22 protein-coding genes and 1 tRNA gene are annotated in these 24,425 nt (G+C 55.1%); 18 read left to right on the top strand and 5 right to left on the bottom strand.

The annotated features are described in order from the left end of the window. Positions 1-285: 285 nt before the first annotated feature. From LKH74_RS08880 to LKH74_RS08895, 4 genes are all read left to right on the top strand, one after another. The gene (locus tag LKH74_RS08880; protein ID WP_287708425.1) at positions 286-2,241 is read left to right on the top strand and encodes a S9 family peptidase; all 1,956 of its coding nucleotides are present in this window, start codon (positions 286-288) and stop codon (positions 2,239-2,241) included. Next, positions 2,238-3,041 (top strand): pyrroline-5-carboxylate reductase, encoded by an 804-nt coding sequence (proC, locus tag LKH74_RS08885; protein ID WP_135368259.1) that lies wholly within the window; start codon positions 2,238-2,240, stop codon positions 3,039-3,041. Before LKH74_RS08880 ends, proC begins: the two co-directional genes overlap by 4 nt. 606 nt (positions 3,042-3,647) lie before the next feature. After that, positions 3,648-4,790 (top strand): N-acetylglucosamine-6-phosphate deacetylase, encoded by a 1,143-nt coding sequence (nagA, locus tag LKH74_RS08890; RefSeq protein ID WP_287708424.1) that lies wholly within the window; start codon positions 3,648-3,650, stop codon positions 4,788-4,790. A gap of 38 nt (positions 4,791-4,828) precedes the next feature. Then, on the top strand, positions 4,829-5,530 hold the full coding sequence (locus tag LKH74_RS08895) for a GntR family transcriptional regulator (protein ID WP_135368257.1): 702 nt from the start codon (positions 4,829-4,831) through the stop codon (positions 5,528-5,530). Between the two features lie 945 nt (positions 5,531-6,475). Here the strand turns inward: LKH74_RS08895 and LKH74_RS08900 are convergent. Further along, complete coding sequence (locus LKH74_RS08900; RefSeq protein ID WP_287708423.1) at positions 6,476-7,213, bottom strand: WecB/TagA/CpsF family glycosyltransferase; 738 nt, start codon at positions 7,211-7,213, stop codon at positions 6,476-6,478. A gap of 160 nt (positions 7,214-7,373) precedes the next feature. Here LKH74_RS08900 and LKH74_RS08905 point away from each other — a divergent pair, with 160 nt between their 5' ends. From LKH74_RS08905 to LKH74_RS08940, 8 genes are all read left to right on the top strand, one after another. Continuing rightward, positions 7,374-8,840, top strand: coding sequence for a nicotinate phosphoribosyltransferase (locus LKH74_RS08905; RefSeq protein ID WP_135368255.1), 1,467 nt, complete (start codon positions 7,374-7,376; stop codon positions 8,838-8,840). A 409-nt stretch (positions 8,841-9,249) separates the two neighbouring features. Then, complete coding sequence (nadE, locus tag LKH74_RS08910; protein WP_135368254.1) at positions 9,250-10,080, top strand: ammonia-dependent NAD(+) synthetase; 831 nt, start codon at positions 9,250-9,252, stop codon at positions 10,078-10,080. An 18-nt stretch (positions 10,081-10,098) separates the two neighbouring features. Further along, positions 10,099-10,548, top strand: coding sequence for a hypothetical protein (locus tag LKH74_RS08915; RefSeq protein WP_287708422.1), 450 nt, complete (start codon positions 10,099-10,101; stop codon positions 10,546-10,548). Between the two features lie 653 nt (positions 10,549-11,201). Then, the gene (locus LKH74_RS08920) at positions 11,202-13,397 is read left to right on the top strand and encodes a Tex family protein (RefSeq protein ID WP_287708421.1); all 2,196 of its coding nucleotides are present in this window, start codon (positions 11,202-11,204) and stop codon (positions 13,395-13,397) included. Then, entirely contained in the window at positions 13,390-13,872 is a 483-nt protein-coding gene (locus LKH74_RS08925) for a SprT family protein (RefSeq protein WP_287708420.1), read from the top strand. The genes LKH74_RS08920 and LKH74_RS08925 overlap by 8 nt, the downstream gene beginning before the upstream one ends. A gap of 12 nt (positions 13,873-13,884) precedes the next feature. Then, positions 13,885-14,766 carry a homoserine kinase gene (thrB, locus tag LKH74_RS08930; RefSeq protein ID WP_135368250.1) on the top strand — a complete coding sequence of 294 codons (882 nt, stop codon included), beginning with the start codon at positions 13,885-13,887 and terminating at the stop codon, positions 14,764-14,766. Between the two features lie 79 nt (positions 14,767-14,845). Next, positions 14,846-14,930: transfer RNA gene (locus LKH74_RS08935), tRNA-Leu, on the top strand. 181 nt (positions 14,931-15,111) lie between these two features. After that, positions 15,112-15,345 carry a hypothetical protein gene (locus tag LKH74_RS08940; RefSeq protein ID WP_287708419.1) on the top strand — a complete coding sequence of 78 codons (234 nt, stop codon included), beginning with the start codon at positions 15,112-15,114 and terminating at the stop codon, positions 15,343-15,345. 142 nt (positions 15,346-15,487) lie between these two features. On the opposite strand, the gene LKH74_RS08945 is transcribed toward LKH74_RS08940, so the two are convergent. Both LKH74_RS08945 and LKH74_RS08950 read right to left on the bottom strand, forming a co-directional pair. Beyond that, positions 15,488-15,865, bottom strand: a complete 378-nt coding sequence (locus tag LKH74_RS08945) for a hypothetical protein (RefSeq protein ID WP_287708418.1) — start codon at positions 15,863-15,865, stop codon at positions 15,488-15,490. 138 nt (positions 15,866-16,003) lie between these two features. Next, positions 16,004-16,552 carry a hypothetical protein gene (locus tag LKH74_RS08950; protein WP_287708417.1) on the bottom strand — a complete coding sequence of 183 codons (549 nt, stop codon included), beginning with the start codon at positions 16,550-16,552 and terminating at the stop codon, positions 16,004-16,006. 357 nt (positions 16,553-16,909) lie between these two features. On the opposite strand from LKH74_RS08950, the gene LKH74_RS08955 reads away from it, so the two are divergent. The 6 genes from LKH74_RS08955 (at position 16,910) to LKH74_RS08980 (ending at position 21,788) form a co-directional block, all read left to right on the top strand. Then, on the top strand, positions 16,910-18,358 hold the full coding sequence (locus tag LKH74_RS08955; RefSeq protein WP_287708416.1) for an MATE family efflux transporter: 1,449 nt from the start codon (positions 16,910-16,912) through the stop codon (positions 18,356-18,358). Between the two features lie 75 nt (positions 18,359-18,433). Further along, complete coding sequence (locus LKH74_RS08960; RefSeq protein ID WP_135368244.1) at positions 18,434-19,045, top strand: HAD family hydrolase; 612 nt, start codon at positions 18,434-18,436, stop codon at positions 19,043-19,045. 108 nt (positions 19,046-19,153) lie between these two features. Beyond that, on the top strand, positions 19,154-19,573 hold the full coding sequence (locus LKH74_RS08965; RefSeq protein ID WP_287708415.1) for a PTS sugar transporter subunit IIA: 420 nt from the start codon (positions 19,154-19,156) through the stop codon (positions 19,571-19,573). Beyond that, positions 19,570-20,073, top strand: a complete 504-nt coding sequence (locus LKH74_RS08970) for a PTS system mannose/fructose/N-acetylgalactosamine-transporter subunit IIB (protein WP_135368242.1) — start codon at positions 19,570-19,572, stop codon at positions 20,071-20,073. Before LKH74_RS08965 ends, LKH74_RS08970 begins: the two co-directional genes overlap by 4 nt. Positions 20,074-20,153: 80 nt before the next feature. After that, positions 20,154-20,948 (top strand): mannose/fructose/sorbose family PTS transporter subunit IIC, encoded by a 795-nt coding sequence (locus LKH74_RS08975; protein ID WP_135368241.1) that lies wholly within the window; start codon positions 20,154-20,156, stop codon positions 20,946-20,948. Between the two features lie 12 nt (positions 20,949-20,960). Continuing rightward, positions 20,961-21,788 (top strand): PTS system mannose/fructose/sorbose family transporter subunit IID, encoded by an 828-nt coding sequence (locus tag LKH74_RS08980; protein ID WP_287708414.1) that lies wholly within the window; start codon positions 20,961-20,963, stop codon positions 21,786-21,788. A gap of 470 nt (positions 21,789-22,258) precedes the next feature. On the opposite strand, the gene LKH74_RS08985 is transcribed toward LKH74_RS08980, so the two are convergent. Continuing rightward, a complete protein-coding gene (locus LKH74_RS08985; RefSeq protein WP_135368239.1) occupies positions 22,259-23,389 on the bottom strand; it encodes a GGDEF domain-containing protein in 1,131 nt (376 codons plus the stop codon). A 159-nt stretch (positions 23,390-23,548) separates the two neighbouring features. Beyond that, the gene (locus LKH74_RS08990; RefSeq protein ID WP_287708413.1) at positions 23,549-24,196 is read right to left on the bottom strand and encodes an EAL domain-containing protein; all 648 of its coding nucleotides are present in this window, start codon (positions 24,194-24,196) and stop codon (positions 23,549-23,551) included. Positions 24,197-24,425: the final 229 nt, after the last annotated feature.

Consider the following 24,425-nt stretch of genomic DNA (forward strand, 5'->3'; position numbering starts at 1 on the left):
AGTTTTCATTGTGAGGCTGAAAACGACTATTTTTAACACCATGAGTCGCATGATAACAATTGTTTTATCTGATTTTCGTCTTTCAACCTTCAGTTACCAAAATTAACCGCTAAGACAGACTGGCCCTGGTTGCCGGTCTGTTTTTTAATCGGCGCAGCCTTTTCCCGAAAACAACCCGGGAAATCCTCCCGAAAAAATTGACAATCCCCCGGAACTTCGCTAAAGTCAAATTAATAATTGCTCCAGACCATTTGTGAATTTGTCCAAGAAAGTGGGGGTCTTATCATGGCAACGATTGTGCAACCGGAAGACCTGTTTGCCTTGCGACCACTGGCGCAACCCGTCAGTGACGGCCAACGGGTGTATTACGTGGAGAGTCAACTAGACCAGCAGAAAAATGCTAGTCAAGCGGCGATTTATAGCGTGCAACTGGCTGACGGCAGTGACCGGCGACGGTGGAGTCCGGCCGGCGTGACCGTGAGTGAGCTGGCGTTGAGTCCCAGTCACCGCTATTTGGCCTTTACCGGCGCCGTGGCGGACCATGCGCAGCTGTTCATGGTGCCGCTGAGTGGTGGGGCGCCCGAGCAGATCACGCGCGGGGATGCCGACATCAGCCAGCTGGTCTGGGAAGCCAACGCGGACGTCCTGTACTTTCAGACTACGACCGGCGCGCCCAAACCCACTGAGCTGCCCAGCGTACGGGTGGTCGACAAATTACAATACAAACAAAACGGGCGGGGACTCCTGCCTCAAGGGTTAACCTATCAATGTATTCGCTACCAGTGTGCCAGTCGCGACCAGTCCGTGGTGCTAGAGCGGCCCCAGGCGTTTACCGTAACAGCGGCGACGGCAGACGGCTTGTTGTTTGATGCTAAACGGCTGCCGGACGATGAACACGATTTTAGTTTTGGCGAATACTGGCACCCCTTCGATGGGACCGCCGAACGCCTGTTGAACGCTGATTTGACGGCGGGTTCCTTTGGCCAGGGCCAGTTGGCGGCGGACGGACAGCGTGTCGTGATGTGGGGCCAAGATAACCACATCCCCAACGTGTCGCAGGCCCACGCCTGGCTGAGCGACCTGAACACGGCCGCATTGACGGATCTGACCGCGCCACGAGACGTCGAGGTCGGCGACATGCTGGCGGTCGACAGCCAACAGCGCCAGTCCGGTCAATTTGTGGCCTGGCTGGACGACCAGACCGTGGTGACGTTGGAAAATGCCCACGGCCGCCTCAGCCTGGTCAGTCAGCGCTTAGGGGAGACTCAACCGCACGTGTTATTGGGCGGCGACCGGGCCATCACCGATTTCAGCGTGGTCGATGCCAACATCATCGTCTTCACTGAGACCACCATGACCAGTGTGAGCCGGTTAAAGGCCCTTAACGTGGCCACAGGCGCCGAGTGGGGACTGGTGAACCCCAACGCCACCTATGAGGCTAGACACGCGCTGGTGGCCGGCCAACGCTTCACATTCAAGGGTGCGGCCGACTGGGAGATCGAAGGGTGGTATTTCCCACCAGTCACCCCGACACCGCGTCATCCGGCGGTACTGTACGTGCACGGCGGGCCGCAAGTCGACTTCGGCTACGGCTTTTACCACGAGCTACAGTTCCTGGCCGGTCAGGGCTACGGCGTCATCGCCATCAATCCGCGCGGCGGCAACAGTTACGGCCAGGAGTTTGAAACGGCCGTGATTGGCCATTACGGCGAGGGGGACTTTGAGGACCTGATGCTAGGCGTTGACGCGGCGCTCAAACTCGACGACACCATCGACCCGGCACAACTCTGCGTCACCGGCGGTTCTTACGGCGGCTTCATGACCAACTGGATCGAAACGCACACGGACCGGTTCGCGGCCGCCGTGACCCAACGCTCGATTGCCAACTGGATCAGCTTTTACGGCACCAGCGACATTGGCTATTTCTTCACACCGTGGGAGTTGAAACAAGACATGCGTGACATCAACCAGCTGTGGCATTTTTCCCCGTTGGCCTACGTGCGCCACGCCAAGACACCAATCTTAGTCTTGCATGGCGAAGAGGACCTGCGCTGTCCCACGACGCAGGGCGAAGAATTCTTCGTGGGCTTAAAAGAAGCGGGCGTAGACACGCAACTCGTGTTGTTCCCGCAATCGAACCACGAGCTGTCACGTTCCGGACTGCCTAATTTACGCATTGAACGGTTAAACCGCATCAACCAGTGGTTCAAAGACCACTTACCTAAGGAGGACGCAAAATGAAGATTGGATTTATTGGCGTCGGTGGCATGGCGCAGGCCATCATCGGCGGTCTGTTACAGGCCCAGACATTTGCCCCGGCGGATATCGTGGTGCACAGCCACCGCCAGGAAAGTTACGGGCCGTACGCGGCCAAATGGGGATTGACCCCCGTGGCTAACAACGCCGCCGTGGTGACGGCTAGCGACTTAGTGGTCTTGGCCGTGACGCCCAACGTGGCCCTCGACGTCTTACAGGAAGTTGAACCACAGCTGGCCAACGGTGACAAGACGTTGATCTCCATCGTGGCCGGCTTAAGCCTGGAACAGCTGGCCAACGTGGCGGGCGAAAACGTGCCTATCTTGCGGACGCTGCCCAACGTTAACGTGGAAGTCGGCGCGGGGATGACCGCCGTGGCCGCCAACGATCAACTGACGGGCGACCGGCTCACCGCCGCACTGCGGGTCTTCAACACGATTGGCTCGACGACCACGCTGGCCGAGGACCAATTTGGCGTCTTCAGCGCGCTGGCAGGTAGTTCACCGGCCTACATCGACTTCTTCATCGACAGTCTCAGCCGCGCCGGCGTCAAGCACGGCCTCAGCAAAGACCAGGCGACGCAAATCGCGGCCCAGGCCACGTTGGGCTCCGCTAAAATGGTCCTGGCCAGCGACAAGATTCCGTTTGCCTTGATCGACCAAGTGGCCTCGCCCGGTGGGAGCACCGTGGCCGGCCTGTTGGCCATGGAAGAGGCCGGCTTCATGACAGCCGTGGTCAAAGGCATCGACGCCACCATCAAGCGCGACGCCGGTGGCCCGGCCTAACGCTGCTGGGGTTTGCTAAACCAGTCGCCTGCGGCCGCCAGGAGCTCCGCCTGCTATGGTGCTGGCTGGCCGCCTGCCGTTGCGCGAAATTCAGGTTGGAACGCTGGGGGAGGACGGTCCGAGCCAAAGTGCGGTCTCGGCCCTTGCTTTGAGCCGAAGCCCACGTCTCAAAGTCACCAATTTGCCAGCAAAGATCGCTGACAAATTCCCTGGCTGAACCTGGATTTCGCTCCACTCTCGGCTACTGAAGTGGTTACCAGAGCCATGTGGTATCGACGACCATTGCGACATAGCCGCGCGCAACTGGTGACGTCGTGGCGATTGCCTGCCTTGGGGTGTCTTGTTTAGTCAAATAGCACAGGTTGGGGTGGTCATTATTGTGGGTCAAAACGGTTATTGACCCACGTTTTGACCATGAGGCCACTTTGAGACACGCACTTCGGCTCGTGCCGCCCAATATTTCGCGCAACGGCAGGCGGATGCTTGGTTCCAGTTGCGCGAAAAAAACTGCTAATTTGCCGGTCGCGTGAGTTGCCTTTTTGGTCTATACCGATTATAATAACAGTGTTGACTGAAGGTTATAATTGATGAGGAGGAGAAAAAGCAATGAGCATTGTTTTAAAGCACGCGAAGATTTACACCGGTGACGAGGTCATTGCCGATGGGTTCATCCGTTTCGACCGGGAAATCGAAGCGGTGGGCCCCGTGGCGGACTTTCGGCCCTTACCTGCCGATGAGATCCACGTGGTGACTGGCAAGACGATTGTGCCCGGATTTATTGACGTGCATAGCCATGGGGGCTATGGATATGATAGTATGGATGGGGACCCTGACCAAATTGATAAGATGGTTAACCTCATGTCGTTGGAAGGTATCACGTCGATCTTCCCGACCACGATGACCCAATCCAATGCGGCCATCGACCATGCCATGCAAGGGATTGCGGTGGCTGCCGAACGGAACCCGTTGATTCAAGGGGTTCATTTGGAAGGGCCCTTCATTGCCGCCATCTTCAAGGGGGCGCAGCCTGAAAAGTACATCAAGGATCCAGACGTCGACCTGTTGGACCGTTGGAACCAGTTGTCCGGCAATCGGGTCAAATTGATCACCTACGCGCCAGAAGACGCGGGGGCCGAAAAGTTTGAAGCCTACTGCTTAGCCAATGGCATCGTGCCGTCTGTCGGCCATTCCAATGCCACGCGAGAACAACTGCTGGAGAGCCGTGCCACCCACGTGACCCATTTGTACAACGCGCAACGGGGCTTGCGGCACCGCGAACCCGGGGTCACCGGTCACGCCATGCTGGAAGACAACTTGTATTGTGAATTGATTTGCGATGGTTTCCACATCGTGCCGGACATGATTAAGCTGGCCTACGAACAAAAGGGCCAACACCGGCTAGAACTGGTCACTGACTCCATGCGTGCCAAGGGGATGCCTGAAGGCGTGAGTGAATTGGGTGGCCAAAAGGTCATCGTCAAGGACCGCCAAGCCCGTCTGGAAAGCGGCAACTTAGCCGGGTCCGTCTTACGGTTCGACGAGGCCTTCCGCAACGTCATTGCCTTTACCGGTTGTGACGTCAACGACGCCGTGCAAATGAGTGCCGTGAACCAAGCCGAGGAATTTGGCCTGACCCAAAAGGGCAAGCTGCTTCCGGGACGCGACGCCGATTTAAACTTGTTAACACGTGATCTCCACGTGGACACGACCTTTAGTTTGGGTCGCAACATGCAGGAGCTCATCAAATAAACCAATTGTAGATATCTTGAGAAGGGACGTTGGGTGCTGTGAGTTCACCGATTTATATTCAAATTCATAATGACATTAAACGTGCAATTGAAGCCGGAAAATGGGCGGTTGGCGATCGAATTCCGTCTGAACGAGAGTTGTCTCGTGATTTTGATGTGAGTCGGATGACGCTCCGCCAAGCCATTCAAACGCTGGTTGATGAAGGAATTTTGGAACGGCAAGTGGGTTCTGGGACCTACGTGGCCAACCAAAAGGTCCAGGAAAAAATGTCCGGGGTCACCAGTTTCACCGACCTCATGTTGACGCAGGGCAAGCAACCGACCAGCAAGACCATTTCGTATCACGTGATGAATCCATCCTTGAGTGAAGCTGAAAAGCTCAAGCTCAAGGAAGACGACCAAGTGTTGCGGATGGAACGGATTCGCTACGGCGATGACGTCCCGATTTGTTTTGAGGTGGCCACCGTGCCCGAAAAGCTGGTGGATGGCCTGAACAAAAAGGAAGTCACCAGTTCGCTGTACCGCGCGCTGGAAGATAAGAAGCAACTGAACCCCGGCAAGGCCCAACAAACGGTTTCGGCCATGTCGGCGTCCGAGCGCATCGCGGAATACCTGAACATCAAGCGCGGTGACGCCATTTTGCGCCTACGTCAGGTGACGTACCTGCAAGACGGAACACCGTTTGAATATGTGCGGACCCAATATGTTGGGGAACGCTTTGAATTTTATTTGGAAAAGTAAATACGAGGAGCTGGACGGTGGTTCGGCTCCTTTTTTGGCAGATGTGCCTGGCAAAACCTGCTTGATACCGGCAACCCAGTCGTTGGAGAGCGACTACGGCCTAAATCCTGCAGGTTGAAAGACGAAAATCAGCTGGAAATACTGTTATCATGCATAACGTCAAAAATAGTCGTTTTCAGCTTCACAACAGGAACTGGCCGCCTACCGTTCGCCAAATATGGGTTGGAACGCTGGGGCGGACGGGCCGAGCCAAAGGACGGTCTCGGCACCTCGCTTTGAGCCGCAGCCCACGTCTCAAAGACGCCAGTTCCCTAAGCGGCTAAAACCACCGCTAAGGGAACTCCCACGGCTGAACCCATATTAGGCGAACTCTCGGCTAAAGTAGTGCTTGCCAGTGACAGTCGTCTTAACTCCAGATAGTAGCTGCATTAATGATAGGTTTGTCATTATTAACACGGTGTTGCCGATAGACGATAACTTGCCGGAGACAGCCAGGCTCTCAAGTGAATCGAAAGACCGCTTCTCGGGTTGGAGATGTTCTCCAGAGCAGGCGGAGTCCCAGCTGACGCAGATTTCTGAGTTCACCAATTTTAAGTGTCAGAACACCGCTACTGCAGCAATCAAGGTGTTAATTTTAGGTTCAACCTTTAACTAAAGCAAAAAGACCAGCGCCAAGCAGCGCTAGCCTAGGTGACACGATGATGTTATGCGAGCAAAAATGTTGCGGGTACCACGACCGTAGCCGATAGTTCGCTAGAGATGAGTTCAGCTGTGGGAGTTGCCTTAGCGGCGTGGGTCATGGCGCTTAGGCAACTGGCAACTTGAAGACGTGGGTTATCAGCTTCAAGTTGAGGGGCGAGACCGCCTTTTGGCTCGACCCGGCGCCCTCAGCGTTCCAACTCATATTCGGCGAGCTGTAGGCGACCAGCTTTCGCTATGATGCCATTAACGATGCTGGCGTTTGGCCTGTTGGCGCACGAGGTGCAGGTAGTGCGGGATGACCGCGATACGCTTCAAGCGTTTGGGCTCCTTGACCGTCCGGTAGAACCACTCCAAATGGTGGTCTTGCCAGAACTTGGGCGCCCGGACGACGGCACCGGCGAGAACGTCAAAGCTGCCGCCGACGCCCATCCACAACCCTTTGGTGACGTGGCGGTGCTGGTGAATGAACTGTTCTTGCTTGGGAAAACCCAGCGCGGCGAACACCATGTCGGGTTGTTGGGCTTCAATGTCGGCCACGATGGGCGCCGCGTCTTGGAAGTAGCCGTCGCGAATGCCAGCAATCACCAGGCCGGGGTAGTCCCGCGCCAGAATCGGCTTCAGTTGGGCGATGACGGCCGGCTTGGCCCCTAAGAAGTACGCGGAGCGGTGATGGTCACTGCCCCAGGCAAGTAGGGCCTGCAGGGTGTCGAACCCGGTGATCCGTTCGGGCAGCGGCTGTTTCAAAATTTTGGCCCCGTCCAGGATACCGACGCCATCTGGTGTGATGAAGTCGGCGCTAAGCAACAGGTCGCGGTAGTCGGCGTGCTCGTGGGCGTACATGGCGATCTCCGGATTGGCGGTCACCACGAAGGTATTTTGCCGGTCACTGATGCGCTGTTGTAAGACGGGTAGGAGGGCCGCCGCCGTGGTCTTGACGAAGGGTAAGTCAAGCACGGTGACGGTCGGAAATGTGGTTTGCATAAGGGGACTCCTCTCAAGGATTGGTACGAGAACGAATTAAGCCCCCGGTACCGCACTAAATTGTATGACGCTCTGTTTGTTTCATGCTAAAATAAGACTATTGAAATTAAATTTAAATCATTAAATCCGGCTCAAAAACCAGCTAAGGGAGTAGCTCATTATGACGAATTTGTATCCTGACGACAGTATGACTCTGCACACGGATGCCTACCAGATCAATATGATTCAAACTTACTACGAACAAGGAATCGCTGATAAACACGCGGTCTTCGAAGTCTTTTTCCGTGAGATGCCGTTTAAAAACGGTTACGCGGTCTTCGCTGGTCTGGAACACATTGTCCATTATATCCAAAACCTGCATTTTTCCCAAACGGATATTGATTACTTACGAGAAGCTGAAGATTATTCCGAAGACTTCTTGAATTACCTAAAGAATTTCCAATTCCGGGGCTCGATTCGCTCGGCTGTGGAAGGCGAATTGGTTTACGCCCACGAACCGCTGTTACAGGTGGAAGGGCCGTTGGCGGATTGCCAATTGGTCGAAACGGCTATCTTGAACATCATCAACTATCAAACGCTGATTGCCACCAAGGCTGCACGGATTCGTTCCGTGGCCGGGGATGACGCGTTGATGGAATTTGGCACGCGGCGGGCACAAGAATTTGACGCCGCCATCTGGGGCACTCGGGCCGCCTTTATCGGGGGCTTTGACGCGACCTCTAACGTGCGGGCCGGCAAGATCTTTGGGATTCCCATCAGCGGGACCCACGCCCACGCCCTGGTCCAAACGTACGGCAACGACTACGATGCCTTCATGGCCTACGCCAAGACGCACCGCGACTGCGTCTTCTTAGTCGACACCTACGATACGTTGCGTAGTGGGGTGCCGAACGCCATCAAGGTGGCCAAGGAACTCGGCGACCAGATCAATTTCCAAGGCGTGCGGATCGACTCCGGAGATATGGCGTACCTGTCCAAACGGGTGCGGCAAAAGCTGGACGAAGCGGGCTTCCCGAACGCCAAAATTTACGCCTCTAATGACCTGGACGAAAAGACGATTCAAAGTCTCAAGATGCAAGACGCCAAGATCGACGTCTGGGGGGTCGGCACCAAGCTGATCACGGCCTTTGACCAGCCAGCCTTGGGCGCCGTTTACAAGATGGTGGCCATTGCCGACGACCACGGCCAGATGAAGGGCACCATCAAGCTGTCCAACAACGCCGAAAAGGTGACGACGCCGGGCAAGAAGCAAGTTTGGCGCATCACCAAGAAGGCGGACGGCAAGACGGAAGGCGATTACGTGGCGTTGATCGATGAAGATCCGCGTAACGAAGAATCGCTGTTCATGTTCCATCCCAACTACACCTACATCAACAAGACGGTCAACGACTTCAACGCACGGCCGATTTTGCAAAACATTTTCGACCGCGGCGAACTGGTCTACAAGCTGCCGACGCTGTCTGCGGTGCGGGACCGGTGTCGGGGTGCCTTGGCGAACCTGTGGCCAGAGTACAAACGGGACTTGAACCCGCAAAAGTATCCGGTGGATCTGTCCAAAGACTGCTGGGACCACAAGATGGCCATCATCAAGGATATTCACACGTACGTGCAGACGATGCCTGAATAGCAGCGTTTCACGTCTGATGGCGAAGATTTGGTTGTTGGCAATAGTATAGCGGTAACTGGTCGTCTACCGTCCGTCAAATATAGGTTGGAACGCGGTGGGCGGAGCGGCCGAGCCAAGGTGCGGTCTCGGCCTCGCTTTGAGCCGAAGACCGCGTCTCAAAGACGCCAGTTCTCTAAGCGGCATAAACCGCGCCACTAAGAGAACTCCCACGGCTGAACCTATATTTGACGGACTCTCGGCTACAAGTGTGAGTGCCAGTAGTAAGCGGCTTAGCCCGTGGTGGTGCTAATTTGCTAGTCCGAGAATCAAGTCTATTCTCAACTTTTAGGTATCAATTCTAAATGGCTGAAACGTGGGCCCAAGAGTGGTCGGGTGGTCCATGCTTACATGTCAACAAGGGGGCAGCATGATGCGTACGATGCAAAAAGAAATTATTGAAGCGTTGAAGGTCCAACCGTCGATCGACCCGGCAACTGAGGTGCGACGGAGTGTGGATTTTTTAAAGGATTATTTGAAGCACTATGACTTCATGAAGACGCTGGTCTTAGGCATTTCCGGCGGTCAAGATTCGACGTTGGCCGGGTTATTGTGTGAACAAGCCGTCACGGAATTGCGCCAGGAGACCGGTGATCAGGACTACCGGTTTATCGCGGTGCGCTTGCCGTATGGCGAACAGGCCGATGAGGACGACGCCATGATGGCGATTGATTTCATGAATGCCGATGAGGTTGAACGGGTCAACATTCAACCAGCCACGGATGCCATGTTGGCGGCCGTCACGGCTAACCACGAAACCATCAGTGACTTTAACAAGGGCAACATCAAGGCGCGGCAACGCATGATCGCGCAGTACGCCATCGCGGGGGCCCGTCACGGTGCCGTGGTGGGCACGGATCACGCCGCGGAAGCCGTCACCGGATTTTATACCAAATTCGGGGATGGGGCTGCGGATATTTGCCCCATTTGGCGACTGGATAAGCGTCAAGGCGCCGCTATGTTGCGGTACTTGGGCGCGCCAGAGCACCTGTACCAAAAGGTGCCGACGGCCGATCTGGAAGAAGACCGGCCAGCTTTGCCCGATGAGGCAGCGCTGGGCGTTCGTTACCAGGATATCGATGACTACCTGGAAGGCAAGGACATCGATACTGCGGCGGCGGAACGCATTGAAAGTTGGTACCACAAGACCGCGCACAAGCGGCATTTGCCAGTCAACGTCTACGACACGTTCTGGCGCAATTAAGTTACGGAGGCGGAAACGATGGCAAGAAACAGTTTACAAAAGAACAATATGAACGGCTACATCCAGGTCTTATCAGGCGTGTTGAAGACGACTGAAGAGGGCGCGGAAACGATGAACGCCGACTTTGAAAAGATGCGCGGCGCCATTGACAATGACACGGTCAGTGACCTGTCACAAGTCGACTTGCAAAAGGTCGCCGACAATTTCCAACGCGGCACGGACCGCTATGAGGATAACTTGAACAAGCTCCAACAGGCCAACGTGCCAGTTCGGGTTCTGGGCAAGCACAAGTCACTGGTCGCGGCCTACCGGACCTACACGCAGGCGTGCCAAGCCATGACGGACAGCATCGACGTTGAGCACCAAGCCGTCGATCAAGCCGCCTTTGACGAAGCCGAAAGGACGCAAGAAAATGCGATGGAAAAGGTCACGGCCGCCACGCAACGGATCATGACCAGCCCAATGTAATGAACCGCGGGGCAGCAGGCGTTTAGCTGGCGAGCAGTCAGGCTGTTACTGAATAAGTCCCAGCTAGGCTGGTTTGGTGACCGGCTTGAACGAAACCGGCTGCCGGCTGTGTCACGCTGCGGCTATCACGGGGCGGAAACCGTATCGTTGGTCCACTTGTGGCGGGCAGAACTTTCTGGCAACGCTGCAGGAGCTAGTTGTCTTACCGTTGCGCGAAAGTCTGCTGGTATGGGACGGCCAGAATCTCCGAGTCCAATGGATACCGCTATCGTGCCGGAGGAGGCCAGGGGTGGAACCAGCTGTGTCGACGGTGTTGGCTGAGGTTTTGTCTCAGCCTACAGCGTGGGGCGACTTGGGAGACTGGCGGGCTTAGCCAGGCTTTCAAGCGAACCGGAAGCCCGTGCCTGGGCTGGAGGTGTCCCCCATAGCAGGTGGAACCCCTGGCAGCCGCAGGCAACTGGTACGGCGCAACGGCAGGCGGCCAGCGATACACCATTGCCAACAATTGTTTTCACCAGGAGTCACTAAGCCAAACAATAACGGGGTCGCTTCACAACTTGTGGGGTGACCTTTTTGTCTGGGCGCTGACGGGCGAAGCGACCCGCCGGCATGGTATAATGCAGGTATATCGAAAAAAGTAACGGAGGGGTTGCATGGCAACGAAACAAACAGAAACGGCACTCAGTGAGCTGGCTAAGCCGGTGCAACAACAGTTAAGTCAGTACCGGGTGCAACAGATTCAGGCCGTGTTGTCCCTACTAGACGAAGGCAACACGGTGCCGTTCATTGCGCGGTACCGTAAGGAGCGGACGGGGTCACTAGACGAAGTCGCCATCCGCGACATCGAGGATGAGGCGCGGCGGCTGATGAAGCTGAACCAACGGCGCCAAGAGGTCTTGAAGATTATTGACGAACAGGGAAAATTGACCCCGGCGTTGCGGCAAAATTTTGCGCGGGCGACCGTCATCCAGCAGGTCGAGGACCTGTATTTACCGTACAAACAAAAGCGCCGTACCAAGGCAACTGTGGCACGAGAAGCGGGCTTGACCCCGTTGACGGAGTGGCTCTTGACCTTTCCGGCGAGCGGTTTAGACGCGAAGGCCCAACAGTTTGTTGATCCGGCCAAGGACTTACCGGACCTTCCGGCAGTTTGGGCGGGGGTTCACGAGATCTTGGCGGAAACCTTCAGCGAACAGGCGGCCTTTCGGGAATGGATTCGCCAGTTCACTTGGCAACACGGGGAGTTGACCAGCAAGCTGAAACGCGGGGCGGCCGACGACGATGAGCAACAGGTCTACGCGACCTACTACGATTTCAGCCAGCCGTTGAAGCAACTGCCACCGTACCGGGTACTGGCCATCAACCGGGGCGAGCGCGAGAAAATTTTGACGGTCGGCATCAGCGTTGACCCAGCGTCTATTTTGCAATATGGGCATTTCCGCCTGGTCGGCCAGCATCAGGGACCGGCCGTGGCCAAGGTGACGGCAGCCTTTGCGGATGCGTACAAACGCTTCTTGGGGCCCGCCATCGAACGGGAGTTGCGGCGCCAATTGACCGAAAAAGCCGACGACCACGCCATTCAGGTGTTCGGCAATAACCTGTATCACCTGTTGATGCAGGCCCCGTTGAAGGGTAAGGTCGTCATGGGCTTTGACCCAGCGTACCGGACCGGCTGCAAGTTGGCCATCATGGACCCCAACGGCCGCTTCTTGGCTAAGCAGGTCATCTATCCGCACAAGCCAGCCAATGCCAAGGACCGCGCCGCCGCGGGGCCAGCATTCAAGCAATTATTGGAAAAGTATCACGTCGAAATGATCGCCATTGGCAACGGGACCGCTAGCCGGGAATCCGAAGAATTTGTCAGCACGATCTTGAAGACGCTGGACCATCCGGTGTACTACGTGCTGGTCAATGAGGCTGGGGCGTCGGTCTATTCCGCCAGTGCCAATGCCCGCGCGGAATTTGCGGACTTCCACGTCGAGGAACGGTCGGCCGTTAGCATCGGGCGCCGGCTCCAAGACCCGTTGGCCGAGCTAATCAAGATCGACCCGAAGGCTGTGGGCGTGGGTCAGTACCAACACGACGTCCCCGAAAAGGCGTTGGATGCGCAATTGGACCGGGTCGTGGAAACGGCGGTCAATCAGGTCGGCGTCAACGTCAACACGGCCAGTCCGGAGCTGTTGACGCACATTTCTGGGTTGACGGCCACGACGGCGAAAAATATCGTGGCTTACCGCAACGAAAACGGGGCGTTTGCTGCCCGGCAAGAGTTGAAAAAGGTGCCACGCCTGGGACCCAAGGCCTACCAACAGGCCGTGGGCTTCCTGCGGATCATTGGTGGGCGCGAGCCGCTGGACAACACGGATATTCATCCAGAAAGTTATGCGGCGGCCCATCAGTTGTTGACGCAACTGGCGCCGGATGGGCAGATTGGGACGCCCAAGCTTCAGCAACAGTTGGCGCAGTTGAATCAGGCCAAGTGGGCCGACCAGCTGGGTGTGGGCGTGGCAACGTTAAGCGACATCATTGCCGGGCTGAGCAAGCCGGGGCGTGATTTGCGTGACAGCATGCCGGCACCGTTGTTGCGCCAAGACGTGTTGACCATGGCTGATTTGAAGCCGGGGATGGAGCTGCAAGGGACCGTCCGCAACGTGGTTGATTTTGGCGCCTTCGTGGACATCGGCGTGAAGCAAGACGGCCTGGTCCACATTTCGCAACTGGCCGACCACTACGTCAGTGACCCCAGCACGGTCGTTACGATTGGCGACGTCGTCACGGTCTGGGTCTTAAGCGTCGACGAGAATCGTCACCGAATCCAATTAACGATGCGAGCTGAACAACATGACTAATCAAGAATTACAGCGGCTGGTCGAGCGCATTTCCCTGGAGAGTTTTGGCAAACCGTTCCGCCACCACGCGATGTTCAATGCCCGCTTGCGAACGACGGGTGGCCGTTACCGGTTGGGCGATCACAACTTGGAGATCAATCCGAAAATGATTACGGAACACGACCGCGGCGTGTTGGTGGGCGTCATCAAGCATGAACTGTGCCACTATCATTTGAATCTGGCCGGACAATCGGGCCAGCACCGCACGGCGGCCTTTAAGCAGCTGTTGCGGCAGGTGGGCGGCTTACGCTTTGCCCCGGCGCCACCGAACGCGCGACCACGGCCGCGGCAATGGCAGTTGTACGTTTGCACGCGCTGCCAGCAGAAATACTACCGGGCACGACGCATCGACGTCACCAAGATGGTCTGCGGTCGGTGTCACGGGCATTTACAATGGCAAAAAACGGTGGTCGCCGTGACGCGGCCGCAAGCTTAGGAGGGTGATAGAATGGGTAAAACAATTATTCGGGTTCCCGCCACGGCGGCGAACTTAGGCCCCGGCATTGATTCGATTGGGGCGGCATTACACTTGTACTTAACGGTCATCATTGAGGAAAAAACGGAACAGTGGCGGGTCAACCACGCGCTGGGGACGGAGATTCCTCGCGATGAGCACAACCTGATGGTCCAAACGGCCCTGCAGGTCAACCCTGAGTTGCCAGCGCACCAGCTGACGGTCATGTCGGATATTCCGGTATCTCGCGGCCTGGGGAGTTCGACCAGCGCCATCATTGCCGGCATCAAGATTGCCAACGAATTGGGCAACATGGACATGACCATCCCCGAGCAGCTGAACTGGGCGGTCAAGTTAGGCGGCGCTGTGGACAACGTGGCCCCCGCCTTGATGGGGCAGGCCGCCGTTGCTACCACCGATGGCGACACGGCCAAGGCCATCAAGTTGCCGCTGCCAGATCTGCGGGTCTTGGTCTTCATCCCCGGGCAAAAGTTACTGGCCCGTAAGAGTCGTGAGGCCTTGCCGAAGGATTTGCCACTGGCAACGGCGGTCCACGCCAGCAGCGTGGCCAACGTGTTGGTGGCCGCGCTGTTGACCAAAGATTGGGAGTTGGCCTCCCAGATGATCGAACGGGACGAATTCCACGAGCAAGCCCGTTCCCAGCTGGTCCCTGAATTGAATCAAATTCGCGATGCGGCCCACGAACTGGGCATCGTCGGTACGTATCTGAGTGGGGCCGGTCCAACCGTGGTCACCTTTGGCACGGCGGCGCAGTTGACCTTATTGCGAGCCAAGTTGGAAAAGCGCGACTTGGCCGGCAGTCTGCGCATCATCGACCTCGATCCGGACGGCGCGACCGTCCTCACCGATGCATAAAGAAAACTTTTTTGAATTAACTTGCAAAAAATATTGTCAGGTGCGAAATCATTTGGTATACTATTTCTTGTGAGTTAATGCGGCCATGGCGGAATTGGCAGACGCGCAAGATTAAGGATCTTGTCCGGGTAATCCGGGTGGAAGTTCGAATCTTCTTGGCCGCATCAGAGGTTTACAGAAAGTCTTGACCATTTTGGTTGAGGCTTTTTTGTTTAATTGGAAGATTTTAATTGATTACTGGAAACGGATATTCTAGTAGAAGAAATTCGCTGTATGAAAAAGCACATAATAAAATTAATAAGTTGTATAATTACGGCGAAGAATTGAGACAGGAGGGACGACTTCATGATTAGACTTTGGCTGCAATCTGACGATGGGGATGTTGTAAATTATCTGTACCAGGCTGAGGATGGAAAAAAAGGCCAAGTACTGTATAGCCGGTTACATCATGGCTTGAAATTTTTAGACGACATTATTGATGACTACCCGAAAAATTATCGTGGACATTTGAATAAAAAACTTTACGACATGGCAAAATTTGATACTTTCCCCGATTATGAAGTCATTCCTTTCTTTTAGGAGTCACTTATAACGTTAGACGGTTGTGTCGCCAGACACGTAAGCGACAAGCCACCGAATTTATTCGAATGGTAATTGATACAAAAATGGTGTCGATGGATTCTGCCATCAACACCATTTTTTCATGGACTCTGTGGGTGAACTAAGCCTGGTGCTCAACGTGCTTGGCTTTGTGATTGGCGCTGAGGTGCCAGCCGAAGAAACCGACACCGATAATTAACGCCAGCCATGCCCAGATCATCAGGTCCGAGTAGAAGCCAACGTCGGATAACCCAATCAGCCAAGCAATGAGCATCATCACGAGTGTGGCGATATCACCGCCCATTTTCTCCGCTTTCCGAGTTGCTAAGTAAACAATACCGGAAGCTAAGTATAGGATGGCGACAAACATGCCAGCGGTTCCTGACACGTGTTTGCCACCTGCAAGTGCGTCCCCGACGCCGACCGCCATTGATTGAAAGAAGATGAAGACGGCCAAGACAATCATGATGATACCAGAAACTAATTTTGTTGTTTTCACAACAACAACCCCCTAATGAATAAACAGCTTTTAATGACTTCAGTATTTGGTCAGCGCATGGTGGCGATGACTGTCAACTGAGGCATGTCTTCTTAGGCTGATTATTGGCTGCTACTGATTGTTGGGGTCACAGTCGGCTTATTTGATGCCCAATTCGTGCTGCCGTTGGATTTCGCCAGATGATTTCATGGAATTGGGAGTGGATGCGAGGGCCGCCTTTTCCGACATGCCGTGGTCAATCTTGTAGGCGACGGGTGACATCCCATACTTATTGATGAACCCGGTCAACGTATCGGGATCCGTGTTCACGGATGACTGCGCGTGGCTGCTGGACTGTGGGGCCCGCGACGACTGCGTGTAAGTGTTGCTGTGCGAAGCGGCAGTCGTGTGTCGGTGCCGCGGCGTCTGCTTGGGTGCTGCTGGCGTCACCGTACGCGCGGTTCGGTGATCCGTCGAGGAAGTCTTCGTCGCCGCCGACTGAGCTTTAGTCGCTGAATGGGATTGGGCGGCTTGGTGTTGGTGATGCTGGGCCGGTTTCTGCGATGAGTTTTTGCGCTTCTTGGCAACCAGACTGCTAGTCGCTTTCGAGCTGGCTGAAGATGCCGTGTTTTTGTGATGACCGCAAGCGCTCAGCGTGGTTAACGCCAGTGAAATAGCAATGAGTGTCGTGATACAAGTCTTTTTCAAGTTAACTCCTCCGAATGTAAACGTGTCTTCATAATTTCCCCTGACTACTAGAATACCGCAAAGGGTGGGGACTTGTACATCCCCTGCAGGGCAGAATCGTGAGCTGACGGGGGATGATGAAGGCCGGTTCCCACATCCATTGCCTCCCAAACATGACAAACAGATAACATTTTCGCCACGCAATCGTTTTCATCGAAAATGGGGCTTCAAAAAACCTTAAGAGAAGCGTAAGATTGGAAATTAAATTGACAACTTGTTAAATTGCCAAACAAATTTGGTGACAAGCGCGCGTCAACGCGTTATAGTAGTTGTCTTGTGTCATTTTGATTGACCAAAAATTCTGAAGGAGGTCGGCGCATGAGCGACTTAACCAAGGGTAATTCCCTCAAACTTATTTTCTTTTTCACGATTCCATTATTGATTGGCAACTTGTTCCAGCAATTATATAACGTCTCTGATACCGTGGTCGTGGGGCAAACCCTTGGCGTGAAGGCGCTGGCGGCCGTTGGTGCGACCGGTTCCATTAATTTCTTAATTATTGGCTTCGCCCAAGGCTTGACGGCCGGGCTGGCCATCATTACTGCTACCCGATTCGGGGCGCGAGACTACAAGGGCGTGCGGCGGTCCTTTGCCGCGAGCATCATCATTTCTATTTTAATGACGATTGTGTTGACGGTCTTATCCTTGACCTTCGTCGACCCAATCTTGAAATTGATGCAAACACCGGCGTCGATCTTTGCCAATGCGCGGATCTTCATCAGTACCATCTTTGCTGGGATCTTTGCGTCCATGGCCTTTAACCTGTTGTCCAACATCATTCGGGCACTCGGGGATTCCCGGACGCCACTGATTTTCCTGGTGATTGGGACCGTCGTGAACGTAATTTTAGAATTATTATTCATTTTAGTCTTCCACATGGGCGTGGCTGGTGCCGGTTGGGCAACCGTGATTTCTCAAGTCGTGGCTTCCTTGCTGTGCGTGGGCTACATTGCCCGCTCCATTCCCTTGCTGCACATCTCCCGCGAAGACTTCAAATTTGGCTTTGACGAGTTGTGGCAACATTTCTCCACGGGGATGCCAATGGGCTTTCAACTGTCCATCATCGCGATTGGGACGATGGTCATGCAGGCCGCTTTGAACTCCCTGGGCACGGATTCGGTGGCCGCTTCGACGGCGGCCTCCAAGGTCGATCAACTGTGTTCACTGCCGATGTCTTCATTTGGGGTGACCATGGCGACGTTTGCGGCCCAAAACTTTGGGGCTGGCAAGTACGGCCGGATCATGGAAGGCGTTAAGAAGACGCTGTGGTTGTCCGGAAGCTTTGCCGTCTTTGCCGGTGGCTTGGTGATCCTCTTCGGTAAGCCTATCGTCACGCTGATCATTGGGACCGCCGACGAGCACGTCATTCAGTTGTCGCAGACCTACTTCAACATCATCGGCAGCACCTACCTTTTGTTAAGTGTCCTGTTTATCATTCGGAACACGCTTCAAGGCCTGGGCCGACGGGTATTGCCGACCTTGGCAGGGGTCGGTGAGTTGACCATGCGGGTCTTTGCGGCCTTGTTCATGGTCGAAGCCTTGGGTTATGCCGGAGCCGTTTCAGCCGAACCGTTGGCCTGGTTGGGCTCCTGTGCCATCCTGGTGCCATCCTGGATTCGGGCCGTCAAGCAATTACGGAACTTACAGCGTGCCGAAGAAGTGGCCGCTGGTGAAGATCCCGAAGCACTGGCGTCAGTTCCCGAAGAAATGGCGACGATTAAATCGGTTTCAGCGTCTCCAAAATTAGAGTCCGCTACAAAAGCATGATAAACTAGGGTGTGGTCAGCGATGGCCGCACCTTTTTTCTTGGAAATTGTTAAAAAACTAAGGAGACCAGCTTAAATGAAAAACTTTATTTTTGATATTGATGGGACCCTCTTAGACACCGAAGCCATGTACATGAAGTCCCTCCAAGCGGTCTTGCATGACCGCGGCATTGACCGGGAATACGCCGAATTGGCGAAAACGTTTGGGATTCCCAGTCGTGATGCCTTGATTCGCTTGAAGTTGGCCGACGTGGATGACATCTTGGCCGAATGGGGGCCACGGACGCAGGACTATCGCGGTACCGTGGCGGTCTATGCTGGGGTCAAGCAGGCCCTGGCCGACTTACGGGCAGCCGGCGCCGGCTTAGCCATCATGACGTCTAAGCAACGCTACGAATACGATCGGGACGTGGTCAGTGCGGGGCTCGACAGTTACTTTAGTCAAGCCGTCGTGGCCGAAGACATTGCCCACGGCAAGCCTGCACCAGATGGCATCTTACTGGCGATGCAACGTTTGGGCGCGACCCCCGAAAACACGGTTTACGTGGGGGATACGGTCTACGATGCGGACGCTTCCGCTGCGGCGCACGTGACCTTTGGTTTCGCAGCCTGGAATGGCCGGACGCCGACGGATTTCAAGCCGGACGTCAGCTTCATCACGCCCGCCGCCATGCTGGACTTATTGTAGGCGGTTGGCTTTTACGGGGAGCTAGCTGGAAACGGTTTTTTATGCTATATTAAATGCAGACGCAATTTAGAGTTTTAAAATTAGCGGAATTGATGAAGGGGTGGCAGAATGCTCGCCATAATCGTCACGAGCCACGGTGATTTTGCCCGTGGAATCTTACAGAGCGCCGAAATGATTTTCGGTAAAACAGCCAAAGTGATGGCTGTGACCTTAGCAGCCGATGAAAGTGTCGAGGACCTGGCGAACCATTACCAAGCGGCCATCGACGACATGCAACCCGTCGACGAGTTGTTGTTTTTAGTCGACCTGTGGGGCGGTTCACCATTTAACGCCGCCAGCCGGGTCGTGGCCCAACACCCCGACCGGTACGGCCTAGTGGCGGGGCTGAATCTGCCGATGCTGATCGAGGCCTTGTCGATTCAAAACCAAGCCTTGACCGACGTGATTCCTCACTTGGAACGCGCCGCTCAGGGCGGGATTCGGCACCTGGATTTGCACACGGATACGGGAGATGATGACTTACTATGACGATGACAATTAAATTGGCCCGGGTCGACAACCGGTTGTTGCACGGCCAGATTGCCACGGTGTGGACGAAAACGGTCCAACCCAATCGCATCTTAGTCGTCTCGGACGCCGTGGCCCAAGACCAGTTACGCAAGGTCTTGATCACGCAAGCGGCGCCGGCCGAGGCCAAGGCCAATGTGATTACGTTAGCCAAGATGGCGCAGATTTATCAAGATGCCCGTTTCGATGGGTTTCAACCGATTATCTTAACGGAAACGGTCGCCGAAATGGCCGATTTGGCCGCCCAGGGCGTTGATTTAGCCGCTACGGGCGTCAACATTGGCAACCTGGCGTACACCGCCGGCAAGGTCATGCTCACGCCGAGCGTGGCCGCCGATGCCGCCGACGTGGCCGCTGCCCAGCGACTCGAGGCAGCGGGCGTCGCCGTTTACACGCAGACGGTGCCCACGGATCGCAAACAGGCGTTTTTAAAGTTAGCAGCTAAAAAGGGTTTGTCGTAACACCTCACTCGGTGGTCACCCCCACCTGAGCGGGGTGTTTTTGCGGTGAGATCTATTGATGGAAAGGAAGTCAACAACGGATGAGCATCTGGGGAATTTTACTGATCGCCTTTTTGGCGGGAATTGAGGGGGTCGTCGATGAGTGGGAATTTCACCAACCCATCGTCGCTTGTACCTTGGTCGGCCTAGCGACGGGCAACCTCGTGAGTGGTATCGCCCTGGGCGCCTCCCTCCAACTCGTGACGTTAGGGTGGATGAATATCGGGGCGGCGGTGGCGCCTGACCCGGCGTTAGCGGCCGTTGTGGCAGCCTGGTGGGTCAGTGGCCCGGCGCACTTGCCGGTGGCAGCTGGCGTGATTTTAGCCATCCCGTTGGCGTTGATCGGCCAGGGTCTGACGCGCGGGCTACGGCATCTAATCATTCCGTTAGTGGCCCAAGCCGACGTGGCGGCCGCGGCGGGCAATCTACATAAAATCGAGTGGTTACACCGGGGCAGCGTGGTCCTGCAGGGATTGCGGGTCATGATTCCCACAGCGCTCTTGATGGCGTTACCGGCGGCGTGGATCCGCTTGAGCTTTCACGTGTTACCGGCAACGATTCGCGGGGGCCTGCACGTGGCGGCCGGCTTATTGGTCATCGTCAGCTTTGCCATCGTCATCAACATGATGGCGACGCGCCAACTGTGGCCGTTTTTCTGCATTGGCTTTGCGCTGGGGACCGACAGTCATCTCAGCCTGGTGGCGCTGGGATTGATTGGCGTGGCTCTGGCCATTTTGTACCTGCGCTTGCAGGCACCGCATGAGTCACAATCAGGCAATGGGCCCACGCCGCCAGCGGCCGAAGATGACCTGGACCGGGAATTAGATGATCTTTAGGAGGATGCGTTGATGACAGAGAAAAATGAGACACCACGACAATTGACGCTGACCGATCAGCTGTGGGTCTTCGGCCGGTCGGGGTGGGAGCAGGCCGCCTGGAATTATCCGCGGTTACAAAATCTAGGCTTCTGTTACCTGATGATTCCGGCGATTCGCCGACTGTACCCGGACAAAACGGAAGCGGGACAGGCGGCCGCCCGGCATTTGGAGCTGTTCAATACCATGCCGTACATGCAGTCCCTGATCACCGGGGTCACTTTGTCGCTAGAAGAGGACCGCGCCAACGGCAAACCCGTCTCCGCAGCCGACATCAGTGCCGTCAAGATCGGCATGATGGGTTCGCTGGCGGGCGTGGCCGACCCCATTTGGTGGGGGACTTGGCGGCCGATTCTGAGCGCGTTTGCCGCTAGCTTGGCGTTGAGCGGTTTTGGCATCGTCGGGCCACTGGTCTTCTTTATCGGTTGGAACTTGGCGCGACTGGCCTTTCGCTGGGGCGCGCAACGGTGGGGCTACCGCCAGGGACTAAAGGTGGTGACGGCGCTCAGCAGTGGCGTCTTGCAAAAGCTGACCTTGGGTGCCTCGATTGTGGGGATGTTCGTGATGGGAGCCATCATTCCGCGGTGGACGCGGGTCAAATTAGCCCCCATCGTGGCCACTAACCACCACGCTGTTTTGTCGCTGCAATCGCTGATGGATCAACTGTTGCCGGGACTGATCCCCTTACTCCTGACGCTGGGGTGCGTCTGGTTACTGCGGCGCCACGTCAAACCGCTGTGGCTGTTGTTGGGGCTCTTTATCCTGGGCTTAGCTGGCTACAGTCTGGGTATCTTGCGTTAGGGACGGTGTTATGAAACCTAAAATTGGCGAGACCATACGCCTGCGTCAGGCTAGGGTGGGGCCTGTTCTAGAGTGTGACGACAGGCGGTTAACTGGCGAGCATTAACGGTGCTAGGCGGATAATCCCGGTCTTGGATTATTTGCCTAGCAGTGTTAAGCGGAACCAGTTGCCTGTTGGCGCACGTTTCGGCTGTGTGGCGGATATAGACGTGTTTCTCGACCCGTCCGCCCCAGCGTTCCAACCCATATTTGGCGAACGGTAGGCGGCCAGTTCGCATTGTGAGGCTGAAATCGACTATTTTTGACGTCATGAATTGCATGATAACAGTAGTTCCAGCTGATTTCCGGCTTTCAACTTTCAGTTTATAATAAAAAACGCTTGTCCCACCGCCATTGAGCGGGAGACAAGCGTTTTTTGCTAGTTGGTCACTTGTTTGTGTGATACTGTTTGTACGTCTTAGCGAGGGGTGCTAGCCAAACGTCACCTGGTCACGACCGTTGCGCTTCGAGAAATACAGGTTTTGATCCGCGCGCCGGTAGACGTCCAGTTGGCCCTGGTCGGCCGTTTGTAGTTGGGTGACGCCCACGGAAATGCTGACGTGGATGTGTTGGCCGTTGTGCTGGAAATCAGCCGCCCGGATGCCGTCCGCAATAGCTTGGACGTGGGCCCTGGCTTGGTCTGTGGTGTAATCCTGGAAGAGAATCGTAAATTCCTCGCCCCCGGTGCGGTAGAGATGGAGGTGCGGGTCGATTTCTTGTAAGTGCTGGCTGATCAGCGCCGCCGTGTGGCTGAGCACATAGTCGCCGGTCAAGTGGCCATAGGTGTCGTTGACGTGTTTGAAATGGTCGATGTCAAACAGCATCAGCGTTAACGGGTGGCCGGTAATTTTACTACGTTGAAACAGTTCATTGAAGTCATTTTTAAAGGAAAAATAGTTTTTCACCTTCGTCAGTTCGTCGTAGTTGGTGGTGTAGGTCAGTTGCGCCAAGGTGGCCGCGCCGCTCATCAACGAGTCCACGTAAATGTACATGATCGTTAGAATGAAGAAGCTGAAGAGAATTTCCCACAACACTAATGGCGTGGAGAGGCTCAGGCGTTTGCCAATCACGCCCCACAAGATCATTGAACCGACCAGCGAGGCTAGCGTGTAGTCCAGGTAGTCCACCCAGCTATGGTGCCGGTGTTCGCGGACGATGCTCATCACGTAGAACAGGCCGACCAGCACGATGGCGTAGAGCCAAGATAGGAAGTAGGTGAAGGTGCCGTTGATGCCCATGAACAGGAACACGGCGGCCACCAGCTCCCAGAGCCGAATGTTCAGCTTGAGGAAATAACTGACGAAGACGATCGCAAATATTTGAAAATTAATAAAGACCCAGCTGTGGGCTGTGCCGTTGACCGCCAGCTGGACGCCCACGTTGAGGAGCACCATGTAGATGACGCCCACGTTGGTGCGGATTTTCACGGCATCGGGGTGCTTGCCCCGTTTTTTATAGAAGCGAATAATTTGGTTGGTTAAAAACCAATAGAGGGTCAATACGCCCAGCAGAAAAAACAAGCTGGTAACTGCAGGGGTGACAAACCATTGAGACCAGGTCATTGCTAAACGCCTTCCCATCTAGGTATCGGGTGATACCTTCTTTAAATACATGTTAACGCTATGCATCTATGATTACATTAAAATATAACAGTTAGGCCAATCTGGCTAAAAAAACTGGGCGCTACCTCGCTAAGAAACTAGCAAGGACGTCCAGTATGGTTAAACTAAACTTGGTTTACCGTATAAATAGCCTTGATGTAACGTGATGCCGTATTGCTTGGCCAAGGCCTGATCGTCAGCGTTTTCGACGCCTTCTAAAATCAAGCGGAGCCGATATTCGCGCGCAATCTGCGCCCAAAAGGCCAGACTAGCGGGAATCAGATCCCCCTCGCCGCTCATCCGCAGGTTTTGCATGGCGAATTTGATCTCATCGACGAATGGCAACAGGTCCCGCACGTTTTGGTAGGTGTTGGAACCAGTACCGACATCGTCGAGGACCAGGCCGATGCCGTATTGATGGACGGCCAGGCTGAACTGCTTCATTTCCTCCAGCGTGGGCGCCTCCGTTAGCTCGATGGTCAATGCGGCGGGGGCGATGCGCTTTTTGAGCGTGATGATTGTTCCCAACGTTAGGGGATGCCGTAATTGTTGATTATTGAGATTAAACGCGAGTACCTGATTATTCACGGCGGTCTTCAATGACGCGGCCGTCTCCTCAAGCAACTTCGCCTGATCGGCTACGGAAATATCCGTGAAGTGGCGGGGGAGGATCCAATTATCGTCTTCCTGCTTGCGCAACAGAACTTCGTAGCCAAAGACGCGGTGGTCATCTTGATTGATTTGTGGTTGAACAAAGAAACGATACATAACCGATCCACTCCTTTTGCCTCTCTACTCGTAAGTTTAAGTTCATTTTACCGCAATTCTAAAAAAGTACAACGCCATATATCGTTCAGTGTGATAACGGCGTAGCCCGGAAAACGGTTCGGGGCGCTGGTTATCACCGAATAAGTGGGTTGAAAAATAAGTTAATTCAGTTGCCCATCGTCCGTGCGGACCACGAATTCTTTCGTGATTATCACGACCAGCCAGGACG

The organism is Levilactobacillus sp. (assembly GCF_022646225.1).
GTDB lineage: Bacteria > Bacillota > Bacilli > Lactobacillales > Lactobacillaceae > Levilactobacillus > Levilactobacillus suantsaiihabitans.